The organism is Quadrisphaera sp. RL12-1S, from assembly GCF_014270065.1.
Taxonomy (GTDB): Bacteria; Actinomycetota; Actinomycetes; order Actinomycetales; family Quadrisphaeraceae; genus Quadrisphaera.
The window spans coordinates 254,842-273,236 of sequence record NZ_JACNME010000006.1 but is presented as its reverse complement, the minus strand read 5'-3'; the positions used below and the strand labels follow the sequence as shown (position 1 = coordinate 273,236).

Here is an 18,395-nt window from a genome sequence, read left to right as displayed (position 1 = left end):
CCAGCCGCGCGCCGCCGAGCCGGCTCGCCCCGGCAGCCGCCGCGCGCTGCGCGAGCAGGCCGCCGCCTCCGCCGCCCCCCTCGCAGCGACCGCCCCCGAGCCGAGGCTCCCGTTCGCGGCCGAGGCGGCCTGGGCGCCCGCCGCTCCCGAGCTGCCCACCCGCTCGGACACCGAGGTGCTGGCCCAGCTCGAGGCGCTCCTCGCCGAGCCGTTCGTCCCGCTGTCCACCGAGCCGGCCGGGCCGGCCGTGCCCGCTGCGCCGGCGGCGCTCGACCTGCGCACCGACCCGCTCCTGCCCGACGTCGGCTGGGCCCGCCACCGGCCGGAGACCGCCGCCCCCGCCGTGCCCGCGCCGGCGCCGGCGCGGTGGAGCCAGCAGCCCGACGTCCTCGAGGTCCCCGAGGCCCCTGCGGCCCCGGCGGCGGACCCCCGGAGCGCCCCGTGGACCCCCGCGATCGGGATCACCCCGGTGGTGCTGGCCCCGGCCCCCGTGGCCGCCGCCGTGGCCGACGCGCTGCTCGCCGCCGACGCCGAGCCCGCCACCGAGGCGTTCGCCCCCCGCCGGGGCCGCGGAGCGCACCGGCTGCCCCGCCGCGTGCGGGTCGCGCTGCCGCACGCGGCCGTGGTGGGCGCCCTCGGGGTGGCCACCCTCGTGGCGCCGCTGGTCGGCACGCACCTGCGCGCCGAGGCCGACACCGCCACCGGCACCACGGTGGACGCGGGGGCGAGCACCGCGCGGGCCGCGGCGGCCGCCAGCCTCGCGGAGGCCGCCGACGTGGTCGCCGGGCGCGCCTCGGAGGCCCTGTCCCTGTCCCGCGCCTCCGAGCGCGACGCCGCGGTGCAGGCCGCCTCCGACCGCGCGAGCGCCGCGAAGGCGGCCGCCGACGCAGCGGCGCTCCAGCAGCAGCAGGAGGCCCAGCGCCTCCAGGCCGCGAAGGACGCGGCGGACCAGGCGGCCGCGGACCACCGGGCCGCGATCCAGGGGCTGGTCGGCCAGTGCAGCGGCGTCCGCCCCGACACCGACGGCAGCCGGAACGGGCGCCTCGACGACGACCAGATGTGCGACCTGTGGAGCCCCGGCCACCAGCTGCGCTCCGACGCGGCCGTCGCCTTCGCGGAGCTCAACCTCGCCTACCACGACCACTTCGGCAAGGACATCGTCATCACCGACTCCTACCGCTCGTACGCGGCGCAGGTGGCGGTGCGCCGCAAGAAGCCGGGCCTGGCCGCGGTCCCGGGCACCAGCGAGCACGGCTGGGGCCTGGCCGTGGACCTCGGCGACGGCGTCCAGAACAGCGACGAGCACTACGACTGGCTCATCGAGAACGCCCCGAAGTACGGCTGGGACCACCCGTCCTGGGCCCGCCGCGGCGGTGGCGGCCCCTACGAGCCCTGGCACTGGGAGTTCGTGGCCGGGGAGTGAGCCCCGTCAGCGGCGAGCAGCCGCGCTGGTATCCTCTCCAGGCCGCAGCAGTGCGGCAGCTGCCCCCGTAGCTCAGGGGATAGAGCACCGCCCTCCGGAGGCGGGGGCGCAGGTTCGAATCCTGCCGGGGGCACCGCAGGAGGCCCGGTCAGACCGCGAGGTCAGGCCGGGCCTCCGTCGTCTGCTCGGGCGTCGTCCGCCCGGTCGTCTGCCTGGTCGTCTGCCTGGTCGCCGCCCTGCCCCATGCCTCGCAGGCATCCCCCGGGCCGCCAGCAGGCATTGGACGCGCCTCCCCGCCCTCCACGACGCTGCTGGGCAGTGCGCGACGGCGTCGTCAGCACGGTGCCCGCGGACCCGGTCCCGGACGCCCCGCGAGCGCCGGCGCGCGGCGCGCTCGCAGCGGGCGCGCGGCCGACCCCGCGGAGGACACCGTGCAGCACAGCGACCAGACCACCGTCCGCGACGTCGACGTCGTCGTCGTGGGGGCAGGTGCCGCCGGTCTGACCGCGGCGACGGACCTGCGCCGCGCGGGCCTGCGCGTCGTGGTGCTGGAGGCGCGCGACCGCGTGGGCGGGCGCCTGCACACCGACGTCGTCGACGGGGCGGTGCTGGAGATCGGCGGCCAGTGGGTCTCGCCGGACCAGACGGCGCTGCTGGCGACCCTGGAGGAGCTGGGGCTGGAGACCCACGCGCGCTACCGCGAGGGCGACTCCGTCTTCGTGGACGCCGACGGCACGCGCACCCGCTACACCGGCGAGGTGCTGCCGTGCGACCCGCGCACGGAGGCCGAGGTCAGCCGCCTCACGGAGGTGCTCGACGCGCTCGTGGCGCAGGTCGACCCGGACCGGCCGTGGGAGCACCCCGACGCCGAGCGCCTGGACGCGACGAGCTTCGAGGCGTGGCTCGCCGAGCAGACCGAGGACGAGCAGGCCCGCGTGCAGGTGGCGCTGTTCGTGGCCGGCGCCATGCTCACCAAGCCCGCGCACGCCTTCTCCGTGCTGCAGGCCCTGCTCATGGCCGCCAGCGCCGGCAGCTTCTCGAACCTCGTGGACCCTGACTTCATCCTCGACCGCCGCGTGGTCGGCGGGTTGCAGCAGGTGCCGCTGCGCCTCGCCGAGCAGCTCGGTGACGACGTGCTGCTGGGCCGGCCCGTCCGCACCCTGCGCTGGTCGGCCGGTGAGGACGGCGACGACGACGGCGCTCGGGTGGTGGCGGAGGCGGACGGCGTGGTCGTGCGCGCCCGCCGGGCCGTGCTGGCCCTGGCGCCCGTGCTGCTGCCGCGGATCACCTTCGACCCGCCGCTGCCGCGCCGCCAGCAGCAGATGCACCAGCACCTGTCGATGGGCTTCGTCATCAAGGTGCACGCCGTGTACGAGACGCCGTTCTGGCGGGCCGACGGGCTGTCGGGCACGGCCTTCGGCCCGCACCAGCTGTGCCACGAGGCCTACGACAACACCAACCACGGCGACCCCCGCGGCACCCTGGTCGGCTTCGTCTCCGACGCCCGGGCCGACGAGGTCTTCGCCCTGTCCGCCGAGGAGCGGCGCGAGCGGGTCCTGGGCTCCCTGGCCGCCTACTACGGCGAGCGGGCCGAGCACCCGGTCGTCTACTACGAGAGCGACTGGGGCGCCGAGGAGTGGACGCGCGGCGCCTACGCCGCCAGCTTCGACCTCGGCGGGCTGCGCCGGTACGGCCCTGACCTGCGCACCCCGGTCGGGCCGATCAGCTTCGCGTGCTCGGACCTGGCGGGCCTCGGGTACCAGCACGTCGACGGGGCCATCCGCATGGGGCACCTCGTGGCCGAGCGGATCGCCGCCGAGCTGCCCGCTCCCGTCGGCGCCTCCCGGTGAGCAGTCCGGTGAGCAGCCCCATGAGCAGCAGTCCCGTGGGCGAGCCGGTGCGCCGCACCGTGGTCGGGTGCACCGCCACGGAGGCCGGCCGCGCCGCCGTCCGCGCGGCTGCCCGGCTGGTCCGCGCCGTCGGAGGCGAGCTGCACCTCGTCATGGTGCTGCCCGACACCGGCCGCGGCGCCGTGGTGCCCCCGGATGCCGGCTACGAGGCGCTGCTGCGCTCCAGCGCCGACGCGTGGCTGGACGAGGCTGCCGCGCTGGTGCCGCCGGAGGTCCCGATCGGCCGCCACGTGCGCCGGGCGGAGTCGGCGGCCGAGGGGCTGCTGGAGGCCGCGCGCGAGCTGGCCGCGTCGCTGGTGGTGGTGGGGTCCGGCGCCGAGCGCGGGCTCGGCCGGATCGGCGTCGGCACGGCGGCCAGCGAGCTGCTGCACAGCGCGGACCTGCCGGTCGTCGTCGTCCCGGTGACCGCTGAGGACGACGACGGAGCCGACGACGGAGCCGACGACGGAGCCGCCGACGACGGAGGTCCCGCGCTGAGCCGCGTCACCGTCGCCGTCGGCACGCGTCCCGGCGCTGACGTGCTGCTCGAGGAGGCCCTCGCCCTGGCGCGGGCCGGGGGCGCCCCGCTGCGGCTGGTGTCGCTGCAGGTGCTCGACCTGCCCGGGCACCTGGACCGCGTGGTCGCCGCGGACGCGGCCGACGCGCACCTGCGGAGCGTGCTCGAGGAGGCCCGCGCGGCCCTGCCGGACGGGCTCGTCGACGACGCGCTCCTCGTCCGCGGGCGCGACGTCGCCGATGCCGTCCGCGACCTGGACTGGCTGCCGGGGGAGGTGGTGGTGGTCGGCTCCAGCCGGCTCGCCGCACCCCACCGCTTGTTCCTGGGCGCCACGGCCGCCAGGCTGCTGCGCGCGGTGCCCGTCCCCGTCGTCGTCGTCCCCCGCACCCGCCCCCAGGGAGGCCGTCCGTGAGCGCCCAGCAGGCCGAGCGACCCACCGGAGACCTGTCCAGCAAGGGCCTGGGCGCCGGGACCGTCGGCCTGGTCGGCGCGGTGGTCATCGGGCTGTCGTGCATCGCGCCCGCCTACACGATGACCGCGGCCCTCGGCCCGACCGTCTCCGAGGTCGGGTACCAGGTCCCGGCGCTCGTGCTCGTGGGCTTCGTGCCGATGCTGCTGGTGGCGCTGGGGTACCGCGAGCTGAACCGCGCGATGCCCGACTCCGGCACCACCTTCACCTGGGCCACCCGGGCCTTCGGGCCGTGGGTCGGGTGGATGGCGGGCTGGGGCCTGGTGGCCGCGACCGTGCTGGTGCTGTCCAACCTCGCCGGCATCGCCGTGGACTTCCTCTTCCTGCTGCTCGCGCAGCTCACCGGGAACGCGGGGCTGGCCGACCTCGCCTCGAACGCCGTCGTCAACGTGCTGGTCTGCCTGGCGTTCATGGCCGCGGCGACCGCGGTCGCCTACCGCGACATGCAGACCACGCAGCGGGTGCAGTACGCCCTGGTGGGGTTCCAGCTGCTCGTGCTGGTGCTGTTCGCGGGCGTGGCGCTCTACCGGGCGACCACCGGCGAGGCGGGCAGCGCGACGCCGTCGCCGGAGTGGTTCGACCCCACCGCCGTGCCGAGCACCGCCGCGCTCGCCGCGGGGCTGTCCCTGTCGATCTTCATCTTCTGGGGCTGGGACGTCACCCTGACCATGAACGAGGAGACGAAGGACCCCGACCGCACGCCGGGCCGGGCCGCCACGGCGACCGTGGTGGTCATCCTCAGCGTGTACCTGCTGCTGGCGGTCTCGCTGCTGGCGTTCGCCGGCACCGGGGAGAGCGGGCACGGCCTGGGCAACCCCGAGATCCAGGACAACGCCTTCTTCGCCCTCGCCGGTCCGGTGCTCGGGCCGCTGGCGGCGCTGGTGTCGCTGGCGGTGCTCACCAGCTCGGCGTCCTCGCTGCAGTCGACGTTCGTCTCACCGGCCCGCACGCTGCTCGCGATGGGCCACTACGGCGCGCTGCCGGCGTGGTTCGCGCGCGTCCACCCGCGCTTCTTCACACCCGGCAACGCGACGGTGGCCGCCGCGGTGGTCGCCTCCGCCTTCTACGCCGTGATGCGGGTGGTCAGCGAGAACGTCCTGTGGGACACCATCACCGCGCTGGGCATGATGATCTGCTTCTACTACGGCACCACGGCCTTCGCCTGCGTCTGGTACTTCCGGCGGCAGTGGTGGACCTCGGTGCGGTCGGCGCTGCTGACGCTGGTCTGCCCGCTGGTCGGCGGCGTCGTGCTGGCCGCGCTGTTCGTGACCACCCTGGTGGACAGCACCGATCCCGACTACGGCAGCGGCTCCTCCGTCGGCGGGGTGGGGCTCGTCTTCGTCCTGGGGGTCGGCGTGATCGGCGCGGGCGCCGTCCTCATGGTCGCGCAGCGCCTGGTGTCACCCGCCTTCTTCCGCTCTGAGACGCTGCGCCGCAGCGACAGCACCGCGGACCTCCGCTCACCCCTCAGCCCAGACCTCAGCCCAGACCGAACCGACAGGGAGCACGCATGAGCACCGCCAGCGAGTACCGGGTCGTCAACCCCGCCACCGGCGAGGAGCTGGACTCCTACCCGACCGCCACCGACGCCGAGGTCGAGGCGGCCATCGCCGCCGCCACCGACGCGCACCGCGGCTGGTCGCGCTCGGCCACCGCCGCTCAGCGCGGCGAGCTGGTGCGCCGCGTCGCCGCGCTGCACCGGGAGCGCCGCGAGGAGCTCGCCGACGCGATCGTGCGCGAGATGGGCAAGCCCAAGGAGGCCGCGCTCGGCGAGGTCGACTTCGCCGCGGACATCTACGAGTACTACGCCGACCGCGCCGAGCAGCTCACCGCCGACCAGCCCATCGACCTGCTGTCCGGTGAGGGCACCGCCGTGGTGCGCCGCGCCTCGCTGGGCCCGCTGCTCGGGATCATGCCGTGGAACTTCCCCTACTACCAGGTCGCCCGGTTCGCCGGCCCGAACCTCGTGGTGGGCAACACGATCCTCCTCAAGCACGCCCCGCAGTGCCCGGTCTCGGCCGAGCTGATCCAGAAGGCCTTCGACGACGCCGGGGCCGAGCTCGGCGTCCCGCACGGCGCCTACGTCAACGTGCGCCTGTCCAACGACCAGGCCGCCGCGGTCATCGGCGACCCGCGCGTCGCCGGGGTCTCGCTGACCGGCTCCGAGCGCGCCGGCGCTGCCGTGGCCGAGATCGCCGGGCGCCACCTCAAGAAGGTCGCCCTCGAGCTGGGCGGCTCCGACCCGTTCGTGCTGCTGTCCACCGACGACCTCGACTCCGTGGTGGAGTCCGCGGTGGCCGCGCGCCTGGACAACACCGGCCAGTCCTGCAACGCCGCCAAGCGGTTCATCGTGGTGGACGACCTCTACGAGCCGTTCGTCGAGAAGCTCACCGCGAAGATGGCCGCGGCGACCACGGGGGACCCGTTCGCCGACGGCACCGACCTGGGCCCGCTGAGCTCGCTGGCGGCCGCCGAGCGCCTGGCCGACCAGGTGGACCGCGCCGTGGCGGCCGGGGCGACCCTGGTCACCGGCGGCACCCGTGACGGCGCCTTCTACGCCCCGACCGTGCTCACCGACGTGGTGCCCGGCAACCCCGCCTACTCCGAGGAGCTCTTCGGCCCGGTGGCCGTGGTGTACCGCGTCGCCGACGAGGACGACGCCGTGGAGCTCGCCAACGACACCGCCTACGGCCTGGGCTCCTACGTCTTCACCACCGACGCAGCGCAGGCCGAGCGGGTGGCCGACAAGATCGAGGCGGGCATGGTGTTCGTGAACTGCGTGCTCGCCGACGGTCCCGAGCTGCCGTTCGGCGGCGTGAAGCGCAGCGGCACGTCCCGGGAGATGGGCACGCTGGCCGCTGACGAGTTCGTCAACAAGAAGCTCATCCGCGTCGCCGGCTGACCCACCCACCGTCCGTGATCATGGGCGTCGTGCGCACCTGCTGCGCACGACGCCCATGATCACGGCGGGGTGTGTGCACGACGCCCATGATCACGAGGGGTAGCGGGCGACGACGAAGTCGCCGATGCGTCCGGCCAGCTCCGCCAGCACATCCGCGGCCGGGTGGCGCGGGTCCCAGGCGCAGTGCAGCCGCACGCGCAGCACGTCGTCGTCCCCATCGGCGTCCCCATCGGCGTCCCCATCGGCGTCACCGTGGGCGTCACTGCCGCCGTCGAGCCAGACGGCCACCCGCGCCAGCCCGAAGCGCGGGTCGTCGGAGACCACCGCCACCCCGCGTCCCGCGGCGCACAGCGCCTGCGCCACCGTGCCGTTGCTCGCCTCCAGCAGCCGCGGCGCGTCGAGCCCGGCCGTGGTGAGCGCGGCGTCCAGCACGCGCCGGGCCGGGTGGGGGGCGGGCAGGACGACGAGCGGCTGCTCGGCCAGCGCCGCCAGGTCCACGCACTCCCGCCCCGCCCAGGGGTGGTCGGCGGGGAGGTAGGCCCAGACGGGCAGCGGCGGCAGCGCGCGCGAGGCGAGCGGCTGCGGCGGGCGCCCGGCCACGATGACGAGGTCCGCCCCGGCGCGCAGCGCCTCCTGGGCGGACGCGCCGTCGGTCTCGTGCACCGAGGGCACCGGGTCCTCCGGGGCGAGCGTGGTGAGGAACGGTGAGACGACGTCGGTGAGCGTGGTGGCGGGCGCCGCGACCGTCACCCGCTCCAGCGCGCCGCGCGCGTGGACGCGCGCGGCACGACGCAGGGCCTCGGCGTCGTCGAGCAGCGCCCGGGCGCGGGGGAGGAGGGCGCGCCCGGCGGGGGACAGCTCCAGGCGGCGCTGCCCGCGCTCGAAGAGGTCGACCCCCAGCTCCCGCTCGAGGGCGCGCAGCTGGCGGGACAGCGACGGCTGGGTGACGTGCACGCGCTCGGCGGCGGCGCTGACCGTCCCCGCGTCCGCGGTGGCGACGAAGTACCCCAGGGTGCGCAGCTCCACGCCCGCTGTTCTGCCAGAGGGCGGGGTACCGCGTCCAGGCCGGTGCCACCACCCCACTCGCATGCCCCGTGGGCATGGGCGAGCGGCGAGATCGGCATTGGACGGCATGAGCGACGCGGCTCCACGCTGGCCGCAGCACGCCGAGCGCCCCGCTCGGCGCCCGTCCCCTCCGTGATGCGACGGACCTCGACCGACGTCGACGAGGAGAGCCCCGTGACCCAGCTGGCCGACCGCACCTCCCTGACCACCGCCGCCCAGCCGGGCGAGCTGCCGCAGTCGCGCCACCTGGCCACCGAGCTGCCCGGCCCCCGCTCGCGCGAGCTCATGGCCCGCAAGACCTCCGCCGTCGCCGGCGGCGTCGGCACCACCGTGCCCGTCTTCGCCGCGCGCGCCGGCGGCGGGATCGTCGAGGACGTCGACGGCAACCGCTTCATCGACCTGGGCTCCGGTATCGCCGTCACCACCGTCGGTGCGAGCCACCCGGCCGTGGTGGCCGCCGTCCAGGAGCAGGTGGCGGCCTTCACCCACACCTGCTTCATGGTCACCCCGTACGAGCCGTACGTGGCCGTGGCCGAGAAGCTCAACGAGGTCACCCCCGGTGACCACGCGAAGAAGACGGCGCTGTTCAACTCCGGCGCCGAGGCCGTCGAGAACGCCGTGAAGATCGCCCGCCACGCCACCGGGCGCGACGCGGTCGTCGTCTTCGACCACGCCTACCACGGCCGCACCAACCTCACGATGGCCATGACCGCCAAGGCGATGCCGTACAAGTCCGGCTTCGGGCCGTTCGCGGGTGAGGTCTACCGCGCCCCGCTGAGCTACCCCTTCCGCGACGGCGGCCTGTCCGGCGCCGAGGCCGCCCGCCGCGCCATCGACGTGGTGGAGAAGCAGGTCGGGGCGGACCAGGTCGCCTGCGTCGTCATCGAGCCCGTCCAGGGCGAGGGCGGCTTCATCGAGCCCGCCCCCGGCTTCCTGCCCGCGCTGGCCGCCTGGTGCCGCGAGAACGGCGCGCTGTTCGTGGCCGACGAGGTGCAGACCGGTGTCGGTCGCACCGGTGATTGGTTCGCCTGCGAGGCCGAGGGCGTGGTCCCCGACCTCGTGGTGGTGGCCAAGGGCGTGGCCGGCGGGATGCCGCTGTCGGCCGTCACCGGCCGTGCGGAGCTGGTCGACGCCGTGCACACCGGCGGCCTCGGCGGCACCTACGGCGGCAACCCCGTCGCCTGCGCCGCCGCGCTGGCGGCCCTGGACGCCGTCGAGCGCGACGGGCTGCTGCAGCGCGCCCGCGACGTGGAGGCGCTGGTCAAGGGCCGCCTGCACGCGCTGGCCGCCCGCGACAGCCGCGTCGGCGACGTCCGCGGGCGCGGCGCGATGCTCGCGGTGGAGCTGGTCGGGGCCGACGGCCTCACCCCCGACCCGGCGCTGGCCGCGGCGGTGGCCGGCGCCGCCAAGGCCCAGGGCGTCATCGTGCTGACCTGCGGCACCCACGGGAACGTGCTGCGCTTCCTGCCGCCGCTGAGCACCAGCGACGAGCTCCTGCACGACGCCTTCGACGTCCTCGACGCCGCCTTCGCGGCGACGGCGACGACGACGGCGACGGCGACGGCGACGACGACGGGCGCCCGGTGACCGCCGTCGCCGACCGGTGTGCGGCCGGGGCGCAGCAGCCCGCTGCGCTGACGGGGGGCGCGGCCACCCTGGCCGACGCCCGCGCGCAGCTGGCCGCGGCCGTGGAGCTGCTCGGCTACGACCGCGGCACCTACGACCTGCTGTCGGTGCCGCGCCGCGAGGTGAGCGTCAGCATCCCGCTGCGCCGCGACGACGGCACCGTGGAGGTGCTCACCGGTCACCGCGTGCAGCACAACTACTCCCGCGGGCCGGGCAAGGGCGGCGTCCGCTTCAGCCCGCGCGTGGACCTCGACGAGGTGCGCGCCCTGGCGATGTGGATGACGTGGAAGTGCGCCCTGCTCGACGTCCCCTACGGCGGGGCCAAGGGCGGCGTTTGCATCGACCCGCGCCAGTACTCCGCCGCGGAGCTCGAGCGCGTCACCCGCCGGTTCACCAGCGAGATCTCCCCGCTCATCGGCCCGACGCAGGACATCCCCGCCCCCGACGTCGGCACCGACGAGCAGACGATGGCCTGGATGATGGACACCTACTCCGTCGGCGCGGGCCACACCGTGCTGGGCGTGGTGACCGGCAAGCCGATCTCGCTCGGCGGGTCCAGGGGAAGGGCCTCTGCCACCTCCCGCGGCGTCGTCCACGTGGCGCTGGCCGCCCTGCGCCACCTCGGCCTCGACCCCCAAGGCTCCACCGCCGCAGTGCAGGGCTTCGGCAAGGTCGGGCGCGGCACCGCGCGCTTCCTGGCCGAGGCCGGCGTGGCGGTGCGCGCTGTCAGCGACCAGTACGGCGCCGTCGAGGCGCCGCCGTCGGACGCGGGAGCGGGGCTGGACGTCGCGGCCCTCGAGTCGCACGCGGACGCCACCGGCTCGGTGGTGGGGTTCTGGGGCGGTGTTCCGCTGCCCGGTGAGGAGCTGCTCACCGCCGACGTCGACCTGCTCGTGCCCGCCGCCGTCGAGGGCGTGCTCCACGAGGGCAACGCCGACGGGGTGCGGGCCCGGCTGGTGGTCGAGGGCGCCAACGGGCCCACCACGGCGGCCGCTGACGCGTCCCTCGCCCGGCGCGGGGTGCTCGTGGTGCCGGACATCCTGGCCAACGCCGGCGGTGTGATCGTCAGCTACTTCGAGTGGGTGCAGGCCAACCAGGCGTACTGGTGGTCGGAGGCCGAGGTGGAGGCCCGCCTGGCCGACCGCATGACCTCCGCCTGGCAGCAGGTGCTCGCCCAGTCCCAGCGGCACGGCGTGGACCTGCGCGCCGCCGCCACCAGCCTCGCCGTCCAGCGCGTCGCGCAGGCGCACACCCAGAGGGGGCTCTACCCGTGACCACCACCGCACCCGCTGCCGGCTCCACCGACCTGGCGCTGCTGCTCGCCGAGCTCGACCCGGCCCGCGCCGTGGTCGTCGGCGGCCGCGCCCTGCCCGGCGGGGGGACCTTCGCCGTGGAGGACCCGGCCACCCTGGAGGTGCTCGCGCACGTCGCCGACGGCACCGCGGCCGACGCCACCGCCGCCGTCGACGCCGCTGCCGCGGCCTTCGAGGGCTGGCGGCGCACCCCGCCGCGCGAGCGCGCCGAGGTGCTGCGGCGCGCCTTCGAGCTGCTCGTCCGCGACGCCGACCGCCTGGCCGCGCTGGTCAGCGCCGAGAACGGCAAGTCCCTGGCCGACGCCCGAGGGGAGGTCCTCTACTCCGCGGAGTTCTTCCGCTGGTACGCCGAGGAGGCCGTGCGCCCCCACGGGGACTTCGGCAGCTCCCCGGCCGGCGGCACCCGCACCGTGGTCACCCACCGGCCCGTGGGCGTGGCGGCCCTGGTGACGCCGTGGAACTTCCCCGCCGCCATGGCCGCCCGCAAGATCGCCCCGGCGCTGGCGGCGGGCTGCACGGTGGTCCTCAAACCCGCGGCGCAGACGCCCCTGACGGCCGTGGCCGTGGTGCGCCTGCTCGCCGAGGCCGGCGTGCCCGACGGCGTGGTCAACCTCGTGCCCACCACGGACGCCGGCGCCGTGGTCTCCACCTGGCTGGCGGACGAGCGCGTGCGCAAGGTCTCCTTCACCGGCTCCACCGGGGTGGGGCGCCTGCTGCTGCGCCAGGCCGCTGACCGCGTGCTGACCACCTCGATGGAGCTGGGCGGGAACGCCCCGTTCGTCGTGCTGCCCGGCGCCGACGTCGAGGCAGCCGTGGCCGGGGCCATGACCGCCAAGTTCCGCGGCGGTGGCCAGGCCTGCACCGCGGCCAACCGCTTCTACGTGCACGCCTCCGTCGCTGCGGAGTTCACGGCCCGGTTCGCCGCCGCCGTGGAGGCGCTCACGGTCGGGCCGGCGAGCACCGGCGCGCAGGTGGGACCGATGATCTCCGAGCGGGAGCGGGCGGGTCTGGCGGCCCTGGTGGACGGCGCGCTCGCGCAGGGGGCGCGCGCGGCGGCGCGCGCCGTCGTCCCCGAGGGCCTGCGGGGGCACTTCCTGGCCCCGGTGCTGCTGGTGGACGTGCCCGCGGACGCCGACGTGCTGGACGAGGAGCTGTTCGGACCGGTGGCGCCCGTCGTCGTCTTCGACGACTCCTGGGGCGCGGGCACCGGGTGGAGCGAGCTGCTGGCGCGCGTCAACGGCACCGAGATGGGGCTGGCGGCCTACGTCTTCGGGCCCCTCGGCGATGCGCTGCACCTGGCCGAGGAGGTCGAGGCCGGCATGGTCGGCGTCAACCGCGGCCTGGTCTCGGACCCCTCGGCGCCGTTCGGCGGGATGAAGCAGTCCGGCCTGGGCCGCGAAGGGGCGCGAGCCGGCGTGGAGGAGTTCCTCGAGACCCAGTACCTGTCGGTCGCCTGGTGAGGGGCCGGCCGGCTGGGGCGCCCGCACAGCGGCCCCCCAGCCGGCCACCGGGCGACGTCCGGGCTGCGCTCCTACCCTGGTCCCGTGGCTCTGGTGCTGGTCGTCGACGACACCGCGCAGATCCGCATGCTCATCCGCCTCAACCTCGAGCTCGAGGGCCACGAGGTGGACGAGGCCGCGGACGGCGAGGAGTGCCTGGCGCGGCTGCGCGACCTCGACGCGCCGCGCCCGGACGTGGTGACCATGGACGCCGTCATGGAGCCGCGGGACGGGTGGAGCGCCGTCGCGGAGATCCGCCGCGACCCCGCCCTGGCCGACATCCCCGTGGTCATGGTTACGGCCAGCGTGCAGGCGCACCAGCGCGCGCGGGCGGTCCAGGTGGGCGTGGACGCGCTGGTGGCCAAGCCCTTCGAGCCCACCGCCCTCGTGGAGGTGGTCGAGGACCTCGCCGCCGCCGGCAGGCCGCCGCGCAGCGCCAGCCCGGCCGGGGCCGCCGCCTCCCGCCAGTAGCCTGGGGGAGTGACCCCCGAGGAGCTGTCGGCAGCCATCCGCGCCTGCCTCACCGCCGCCGTCGACGCCGGTGAGCTGAGCCTCCCGGCGGGCGCCGTCCCGCAGGCCGTCAAGGTGGAGCGGCCGCGCAACCGCGACCACGGCGACTGGGCCACCTCCGTGGCGCTGCAGCTGTCCAAGCCCGCCGGCGTGCCCCCGCGGACGGTGGCCGAGGTGCTGGCCGCCCGCCTGTCCGGCGTCGCCGGGGTGAAGAGCGTGGACGTGGCCGGCCCGGGCTTCCTCAACGTCGTCCTCGACGCCGCCGCGGCCGGTGAGCTCGCCCGCACCGTCGTGGAGGCGGGCTCCGCGTTCGGCCGCACCGACGGCCTGGTCGGGCGGAAGGTCAACCTCGAGTTCGTCTCCGCCAACCCCACCGGCCCGGTGCACCTGGGCGGCACCCGCTGGGCCGCCGTCGGAGACTCCCTGGCCCGCGTGCTGGAGGCCGTCGGCGCCGACGTCACCCGCGAGTACTACTTCAACGACCACGGCGCCCAGATCGACAGGTTCGCCCGGTCGCTGCTGGCGCGCGCGCTCGGCCAGGAGGCCCCCGAGGACGGCTACGGGGGCGACTACATCGAGGAGATCGCCTCCACGATCGTCCGCGACGCGCTCGCCGCCGGTGAGCCGGACCCGAGCACCCTGCCCGAGGCGGAGGCGCTGGAGGCCTTCCGCGCCCGTGGCGTGGCGCTGATGTTCGACGAGGTCAAGCGCAGCCTCCACGACTTCCGGGTCGACTTCGACGTCTACTTCCACGAGGACTCGCTCCACACCTCCGGTGCCGTGGGCACCGTGGTGCAGCAGCTGAAGGACTCCGGCCGGCTCTTCGAGGATGACGGCGCCTGGTGGCTGCGCTCCACGGAGTTCGGCGACGACAAGGACCGCGTGGTCATCAAGTCCGACGGCAACCCCGCCTACGTGGCCGGTGACCTGGCCTACCTGCGCGACAAGCGCGCCCGCGGCTTCGACCTGTGCATCTACCTGCTCGGTGCCGACCACCACGGCTACGTGGCCCGCCTCAAGGCCGCCGCCGCGGCCTTCGGCGACGACCCCGACGTGGTCGAGGTGCTCATCGGCCAGATGGTCAACCTCGTGCGCGACGGCGTGCCGGTCCGCATGAGCAAGCGCGCCGGCACCGTGGTGACCATGGAGGACCTCGTCGAGGCGGTCGGCGTGGACGCCGCCCGCTACGCCCTGGTGCGCTCCAGCGTCGACTCCCAGATCGACGTCGACCTCGACCTGCTGGTCAAGCGCACCAACGACAACCCCGTCTTCTACGTGCAGTACGCCCACGCCCGCACCTCCGGGGTGGGCCGCAACGCCCGCGACCTGGGCGTGCGCACCGAGGACGGGTTCGACCCGTCGCTGCTCGACCACGCCACGGAGTCCGCGCTGCTGGCGGCCCTCGGCGACTTCCCCCGCGTGGTGGCGCAGGCGGCCGAGCTGCGCGAGCCGCACCGGGTGGCCCGCTACCTGGAGGCCCTCGCCGGCAGCTACCACAAGTGGTACGACGAGCGCCGCGTGACGCCGATGGGCGAGGAGGCCGTCACCGACGTCCACCGCACCCGCCTGTGGCTCAACGACGCCACCCGCACGGTCCTGGCCAACGGCCTCGCCCTGCTCGGCGTCTCGGCCCCGGAGCGGATGTGAGGGCGCACCCGGCTGGGCCGCAGCACGCCGCTGGGCTGGGCGGCCCGGGGTGGCTGAGCGAGCCTGACGACCCGAACGACCTCCTGCCCGCCCTGTGGCCGAGCACCGCGCGGCGCGGCGCCGACGGCGTCGTGAGCGTCGGTGGCGTGCCGGTCACCGAGCTCGCCGCCCAGCACGGCACCCCCGCCTACGTGGTGGACGAGGCGGACTTCCGCGCCCGCGCCACCGCGTTCCGCGACGCCTTCGCCGAGGCGTTCGCCGACGCGTGCGGCGGCGCCGACGTCTACTACGCCGCGAAGGCCTTCACGTGCACCGCGGTGGCGCGCTGGCTCGCCGAGGACGGACTGCGCTACGACGCGTGCACGGGCGGGGAGCTGGCGGTGGCGCTGCGCGGGGGCACCGACCCGGCGCACGTGCTGCTGCACGGCAACAACAAGTCCGACGCCGAGATCACCCGCGCCGTGCGGGCGGGCGTGGGGAAGGTCGTCGTCGACGGCTTCCACGACATCGACAGGACCGCTGACGCCGCCCGCGAGGCCGGCGTGCGGCAGGGCGTGCTCATCCGCACCACCGTCGGCGTCGAGGCCCACACGCACGACTACATCGCCACCGCCCACGAGGACCAGAAGTTCGGGCTCTCCCTGGCGTCCGGCCAGGCCGCGGAGGCGGTCCGCCGCGTGCTCGCCCGCCCCGAGCTGGAGCTGCGCGGGCTGCACAGCCACATCGGCAGCCAGATCTTCGACGTCTCCGGCTTCGAGGTGGCCGCGCGCCGCCTGCTGGGCCTGCACGCCCAGGTGCTCGCCGAGCACGGCGTGGAGCTGCCCGAGATCGACCTGGGCGGCGGCTTCGGCATCGCCTACACCACCCAGGACGCGCCGCTGAGCCCCGCGGACCTGGCGCGCGGCTTGGCCGAGGTGGTCACCGCCGCGTGCGCGCAGCTCGGCGTGGCCGTGCCCAAGGTCTCCGTGGAGCCCGGCCGCGCGATCGCCGGCCCGGCCGGCGTGACGCTGTACCGCGTCGGGAACGTGAAGGACGTCGCCCTGGGCTCTGCTGGGACTGACCTCCACCGGCGCTACGTGGCCGTGGACGGCGGGATGAGCGACAACATCCGCACCGCCCTCTACGACGCCGACTACTCCGCCACGCTCGGCGGCCGCCGCTCCGGGGAGCGGCCCGTGCTGAGCCGCGTGGTCGGCAAGCACTGCGAGAGCGGTGACGTGGTGGTCAAGGACGAGTTCCTGCCCGAGGACCTCACCGCGGGGGACCTGCTCGTGGTGCCCGCCACCGGCGCGTACTGCCACAGCATGGCCAGCCAGTACAACCACGTGCCCCGCCCGCCGGTGGTGGCCGTGAAGGACGGCGAGAGCCGCCTGCTGGTGCGCCGCGAGACCGAGGAGGACCTGCTGGCGCTCGACGTCGGCTGACGTCGCGTCCGCGGGGCGCGCGAGCGCTGAGCCGGGCGCACCTGGCAGGATCAGCCCGTGGCCATCGCTTACTCGCTCATGGGTGTCGGTTCGGTGCTGGTGTTCCTCGGCCTGCTCAACGGCGAGGTCTCGACGGCGCACAACATCGCCAAGTTCACGGGCATCGTGCTCATCGCGATCGGCCTGGTGGCCTCGGCGCGCATCGCCGCCAAGCGCCGGCAGGAGGAGCGGGTCGCCCGCGTGCAGGCCGGCCTGCCCCAGTCCGAGCCGCTCGGGCGCGGCGGCGCAGCCCACTGACCCGCCGCCGCGCCGCCACCGCCGCCACCGACGTCGTCGGCGGGCGGCCTCCTGGTCCGGTGAGGGTCAGACCGGCGGCAGCACGCGGGTCGGCACCGCCGGGTCTCCCTTGGACAGGGCCAGTCCCTCCCACGGCAGGCTGACCAGCACCTCGCCCAGGTGCTCGCGGGCGGCGCTGAGCCCGTCACCGCTGGACGGCGCCCCCACGCGCTCGCCGGCGCGCACCAGCGGCACCTGCAACGGGCGGTCACCGGGCTCCGCCGGCGGCGGACCGCCGGCGCTGACGACCTCCTCGGTGGCGGTGCCCGAGCTGCGGTGGCGGCGCACGGCCCACTTGCGGCCGCCGTGGCTCGCCTTCGACTCCGAGCGCTTGGCCACCGGGCGCCCGTCGACCTCCACCAGCTTGTAGACCATCCCGGCCGTGGGGGAGCCCGAGCCCTGCACCACCGAGGTGCCCACGCCGTAGGCGTCGACGGGAGCGGCGCGCAGCGCGGCGATGCCGAACTCGTCGAGGTCTCCCGACAGCACGATGCGCGTGCCCGTGGCGCCCAGGGAGTCGAGCTGCTGGCGCACCTGGACGGCGAGCACGGCCAGGTCGCCGGAGTCGATGCGCACCGCGCCCAGCTCCGGTCCCGCCACCCGCACCGCGGTCTCGACGCCGGCGCGGATGTCGTAGGTGTCCACCAGCAGCGTGGTGCCGGTGCCCAGGGCCGCGACCTGCGCGCGGAACGCCGCCTCCTCGGAGTCGTGCAGCAGCGTGAACGCGTGCGCGGACGTGCCCGACGTGGGCACCCCGTAGCGGCGGCCCGCCTCGAGGTTGGAGGTGGAGGCGAAGCCGGCCAGGTAGGCGGCGCGCGCGGAGGCCACCGCGGCCTCCTCGTGGGTGCGGCGACTGCCCATCTCGATGATCGGGCGGTCCCCGGCCGAGACCGCCATGCGCGCGGCGGCGGAGGCGACGGCGGAGTCGTGGTTGAGGACGGCCAGCACCAGCGTCTCCAGCACCACCGCCTCCTCGAAGGTGCCCGTCACCGTCAGCACCGGCGAGCCGGGGAAGTACACCTCGCCCTCGGCGTAGCCGTCCACGTCGCCGGTGAAGCGCCAGCCGGCCAGGTGCTCGAGGGTCTCGGGGGAGAGGCGGCCGGCGGCGCGCAGCGCGTCCAGCACCGGCTCGTCGAACCGGAACCGCTCCAGCGCGTCGAGCACGCGGGCGGTGCCCGCCACCACGCCGTAGCGGCGGCCGTCGGGCAGGCGCCGGGCGAACACCTCGAAGGTGCAGTGCCGCTGCGCGGCACCGCTGCGCAGCGCGGACTCCAGCATGGTCAGCTCGTACGCGTCGGTGAGCAGCGCCGTGCTGGGCAGAGCGCCGGGCAGAGCGCCGTGCAGAGCGCTGGCGAGGGTGCTGGGCGGGGTCGTCTCCACGGGCTCACCGTAGGATGGGGGCGCGTGAGCACCCACCGGACGGACGCACGGTGATGATCCGTCTACTGCCAGTGCCGGCACTCGCGGCACACGGGGCGTTCGTCGCGAGCGTCGCCCCCGCCGAGGCCGAGGAGCGCGTCGAGGCGCCCGACGGCGAGCTGGCCAAGCCCTGGGTCACCATCGTGTGGAACGACCCCGTCAACCTCATGTCGTACGTGACCTACGTCTTCCAGACGTACTTCGGCCACCCCAAGGAGAAGGCCGAGAAGCTCATGCGCGACGTCCACGAGGCCGGCCGCGCCGTCGTCTCCAGCGGCACCCGCGAGGAGATGGAGCGCGACACCGAGGCCATGCACGCCTACGGGCTGTGGGCCACCTTCGCGAAGGACTCCTGA

15 protein-coding genes and 1 tRNA gene are annotated in these 18,395 nt (G+C 75.6%); 14 read left to right on the top strand and 2 right to left on the bottom strand.

Annotation, left to right across the window (positions count from 1 at the left end):
- The 6 genes from H7K62_RS13860 to H7K62_RS13835 all read left to right on the top strand — a co-directional run.
- Window positions 1-1,423, top strand: a 1,423-nt coding sequence (locus H7K62_RS13860; protein WP_186719189.1) for a M15 family metallopeptidase, incomplete at its 5' end; no start/stop codon positions are given.
- Window positions 1,424-1,484: 61 nt separating this feature from the next.
- A tRNA-Arg gene (locus H7K62_RS13855) sits at window positions 1,485-1,556 on the top strand.
- Between the two features lie 298 nt (window positions 1,557-1,854).
- The gene (locus H7K62_RS13850) at window positions 1,855-3,273 is read left to right on the top strand and encodes a flavin monoamine oxidase family protein (protein ID WP_186719186.1); all 1,419 of its coding nucleotides are present in this window, start codon (window positions 1,855-1,857) and stop codon (window positions 3,271-3,273) included.
- A gap of 20 nt (window positions 3,274-3,293) precedes the next feature.
- Window positions 3,294-4,241, top strand: a complete 948-nt coding sequence (locus tag H7K62_RS13845; RefSeq protein ID WP_186719184.1) for a universal stress protein — start codon at window positions 3,294-3,296, stop codon at window positions 4,239-4,241.
- Window positions 4,238-5,812 (top strand): APC family permease, encoded by a 1,575-nt coding sequence (locus H7K62_RS13840; RefSeq protein ID WP_186719182.1) that lies wholly within the window; start codon window positions 4,238-4,240, stop codon window positions 5,810-5,812. Before H7K62_RS13845 ends, H7K62_RS13840 begins: the two co-directional genes overlap by 4 nt.
- Complete coding sequence (locus tag H7K62_RS13835) at window positions 5,809-7,200, top strand: NAD-dependent succinate-semialdehyde dehydrogenase (protein WP_186719180.1); 1,392 nt, start codon at window positions 5,809-5,811, stop codon at window positions 7,198-7,200. The genes H7K62_RS13840 and H7K62_RS13835 overlap by 4 nt, the downstream gene beginning before the upstream one ends.
- A gap of 90 nt (window positions 7,201-7,290) precedes the next feature.
- Here the strand turns inward: H7K62_RS13835 and H7K62_RS13830 are convergent, their stop codons facing one another.
- Complete coding sequence (locus H7K62_RS13830; RefSeq protein ID WP_186719178.1) at window positions 7,291-8,226, bottom strand: LysR family transcriptional regulator; 936 nt, start codon at window positions 8,224-8,226, stop codon at window positions 7,291-7,293.
- Window positions 8,227-8,439: 213 nt separating this feature from the next.
- Here H7K62_RS13830 and gabT point away from each other — a divergent pair, with 213 nt between their 5' ends.
- The 7 genes from gabT to H7K62_RS13795 all read left to right on the top strand — a co-directional run bounded on the left by gabT (window position 8,440) and on the right by H7K62_RS13795 (window position 16,581).
- Window positions 8,440-9,852 (top strand): 4-aminobutyrate--2-oxoglutarate transaminase, encoded by a 1,413-nt coding sequence (gabT, locus tag H7K62_RS13825; RefSeq protein WP_370591772.1) that lies wholly within the window; start codon window positions 8,440-8,442, stop codon window positions 9,850-9,852.
- Window positions 9,853-9,899: 47 nt separating this feature from the next.
- Entirely contained in the window at window positions 9,900-11,165 is a 1,266-nt protein-coding gene (locus H7K62_RS13820; RefSeq protein WP_255480379.1) for a Glu/Leu/Phe/Val family dehydrogenase, read from the top strand.
- The gene (locus H7K62_RS13815; RefSeq protein WP_222437576.1) at window positions 11,162-12,664 is read left to right on the top strand and encodes an NAD-dependent succinate-semialdehyde dehydrogenase; all 1,503 of its coding nucleotides are present in this window, start codon (window positions 11,162-11,164) and stop codon (window positions 12,662-12,664) included. The genes H7K62_RS13820 and H7K62_RS13815 overlap by 4 nt, the downstream gene beginning before the upstream one ends.
- 84 nt (window positions 12,665-12,748) lie before the next feature.
- Window positions 12,749-13,174: a response regulator gene (locus H7K62_RS13810; RefSeq protein ID WP_222437575.1), complete on the top strand. Its 426-nt coding sequence runs from the start codon at window positions 12,749-12,751 to the stop codon at window positions 13,172-13,174.
- A gap of 9 nt (window positions 13,175-13,183) precedes the next feature.
- A complete protein-coding gene (gene argS, locus H7K62_RS13805) occupies window positions 13,184-14,860 on the top strand; it encodes an arginine--tRNA ligase (protein WP_186719172.1) in 1,677 nt (558 codons plus the stop codon).
- Window positions 14,857-16,284: a diaminopimelate decarboxylase gene (lysA, locus tag H7K62_RS13800; RefSeq protein WP_186719170.1), complete on the top strand. Its 1,428-nt coding sequence runs from the start codon at window positions 14,857-14,859 to the stop codon at window positions 16,282-16,284. The genes argS and lysA overlap by 4 nt, the downstream gene beginning before the upstream one ends.
- A gap of 57 nt (window positions 16,285-16,341) precedes the next feature.
- Window positions 16,342-16,581 carry a hypothetical protein gene (locus H7K62_RS13795; protein ID WP_186719168.1) on the top strand — a complete coding sequence of 80 codons (240 nt, stop codon included), beginning with the start codon at window positions 16,342-16,344 and terminating at the stop codon, window positions 16,579-16,581.
- Between the two features lie 66 nt (window positions 16,582-16,647).
- On the opposite strand, the gene H7K62_RS13790 is transcribed toward H7K62_RS13795, so the two are convergent.
- Window positions 16,648-17,898, bottom strand: coding sequence for a nicotinate phosphoribosyltransferase (locus H7K62_RS13790; protein WP_370591776.1), 1,251 nt, complete (start codon window positions 17,896-17,898; stop codon window positions 16,648-16,650).
- A gap of 173 nt (window positions 17,899-18,071) precedes the next feature.
- On the opposite strand from H7K62_RS13790, the gene clpS reads away from it, so the two are divergent.
- Window positions 18,072-18,395, top strand: coding sequence for an ATP-dependent Clp protease adapter ClpS (clpS, locus tag H7K62_RS13785; protein WP_370591771.1), 324 nt, complete (start codon window positions 18,072-18,074; stop codon window positions 18,393-18,395).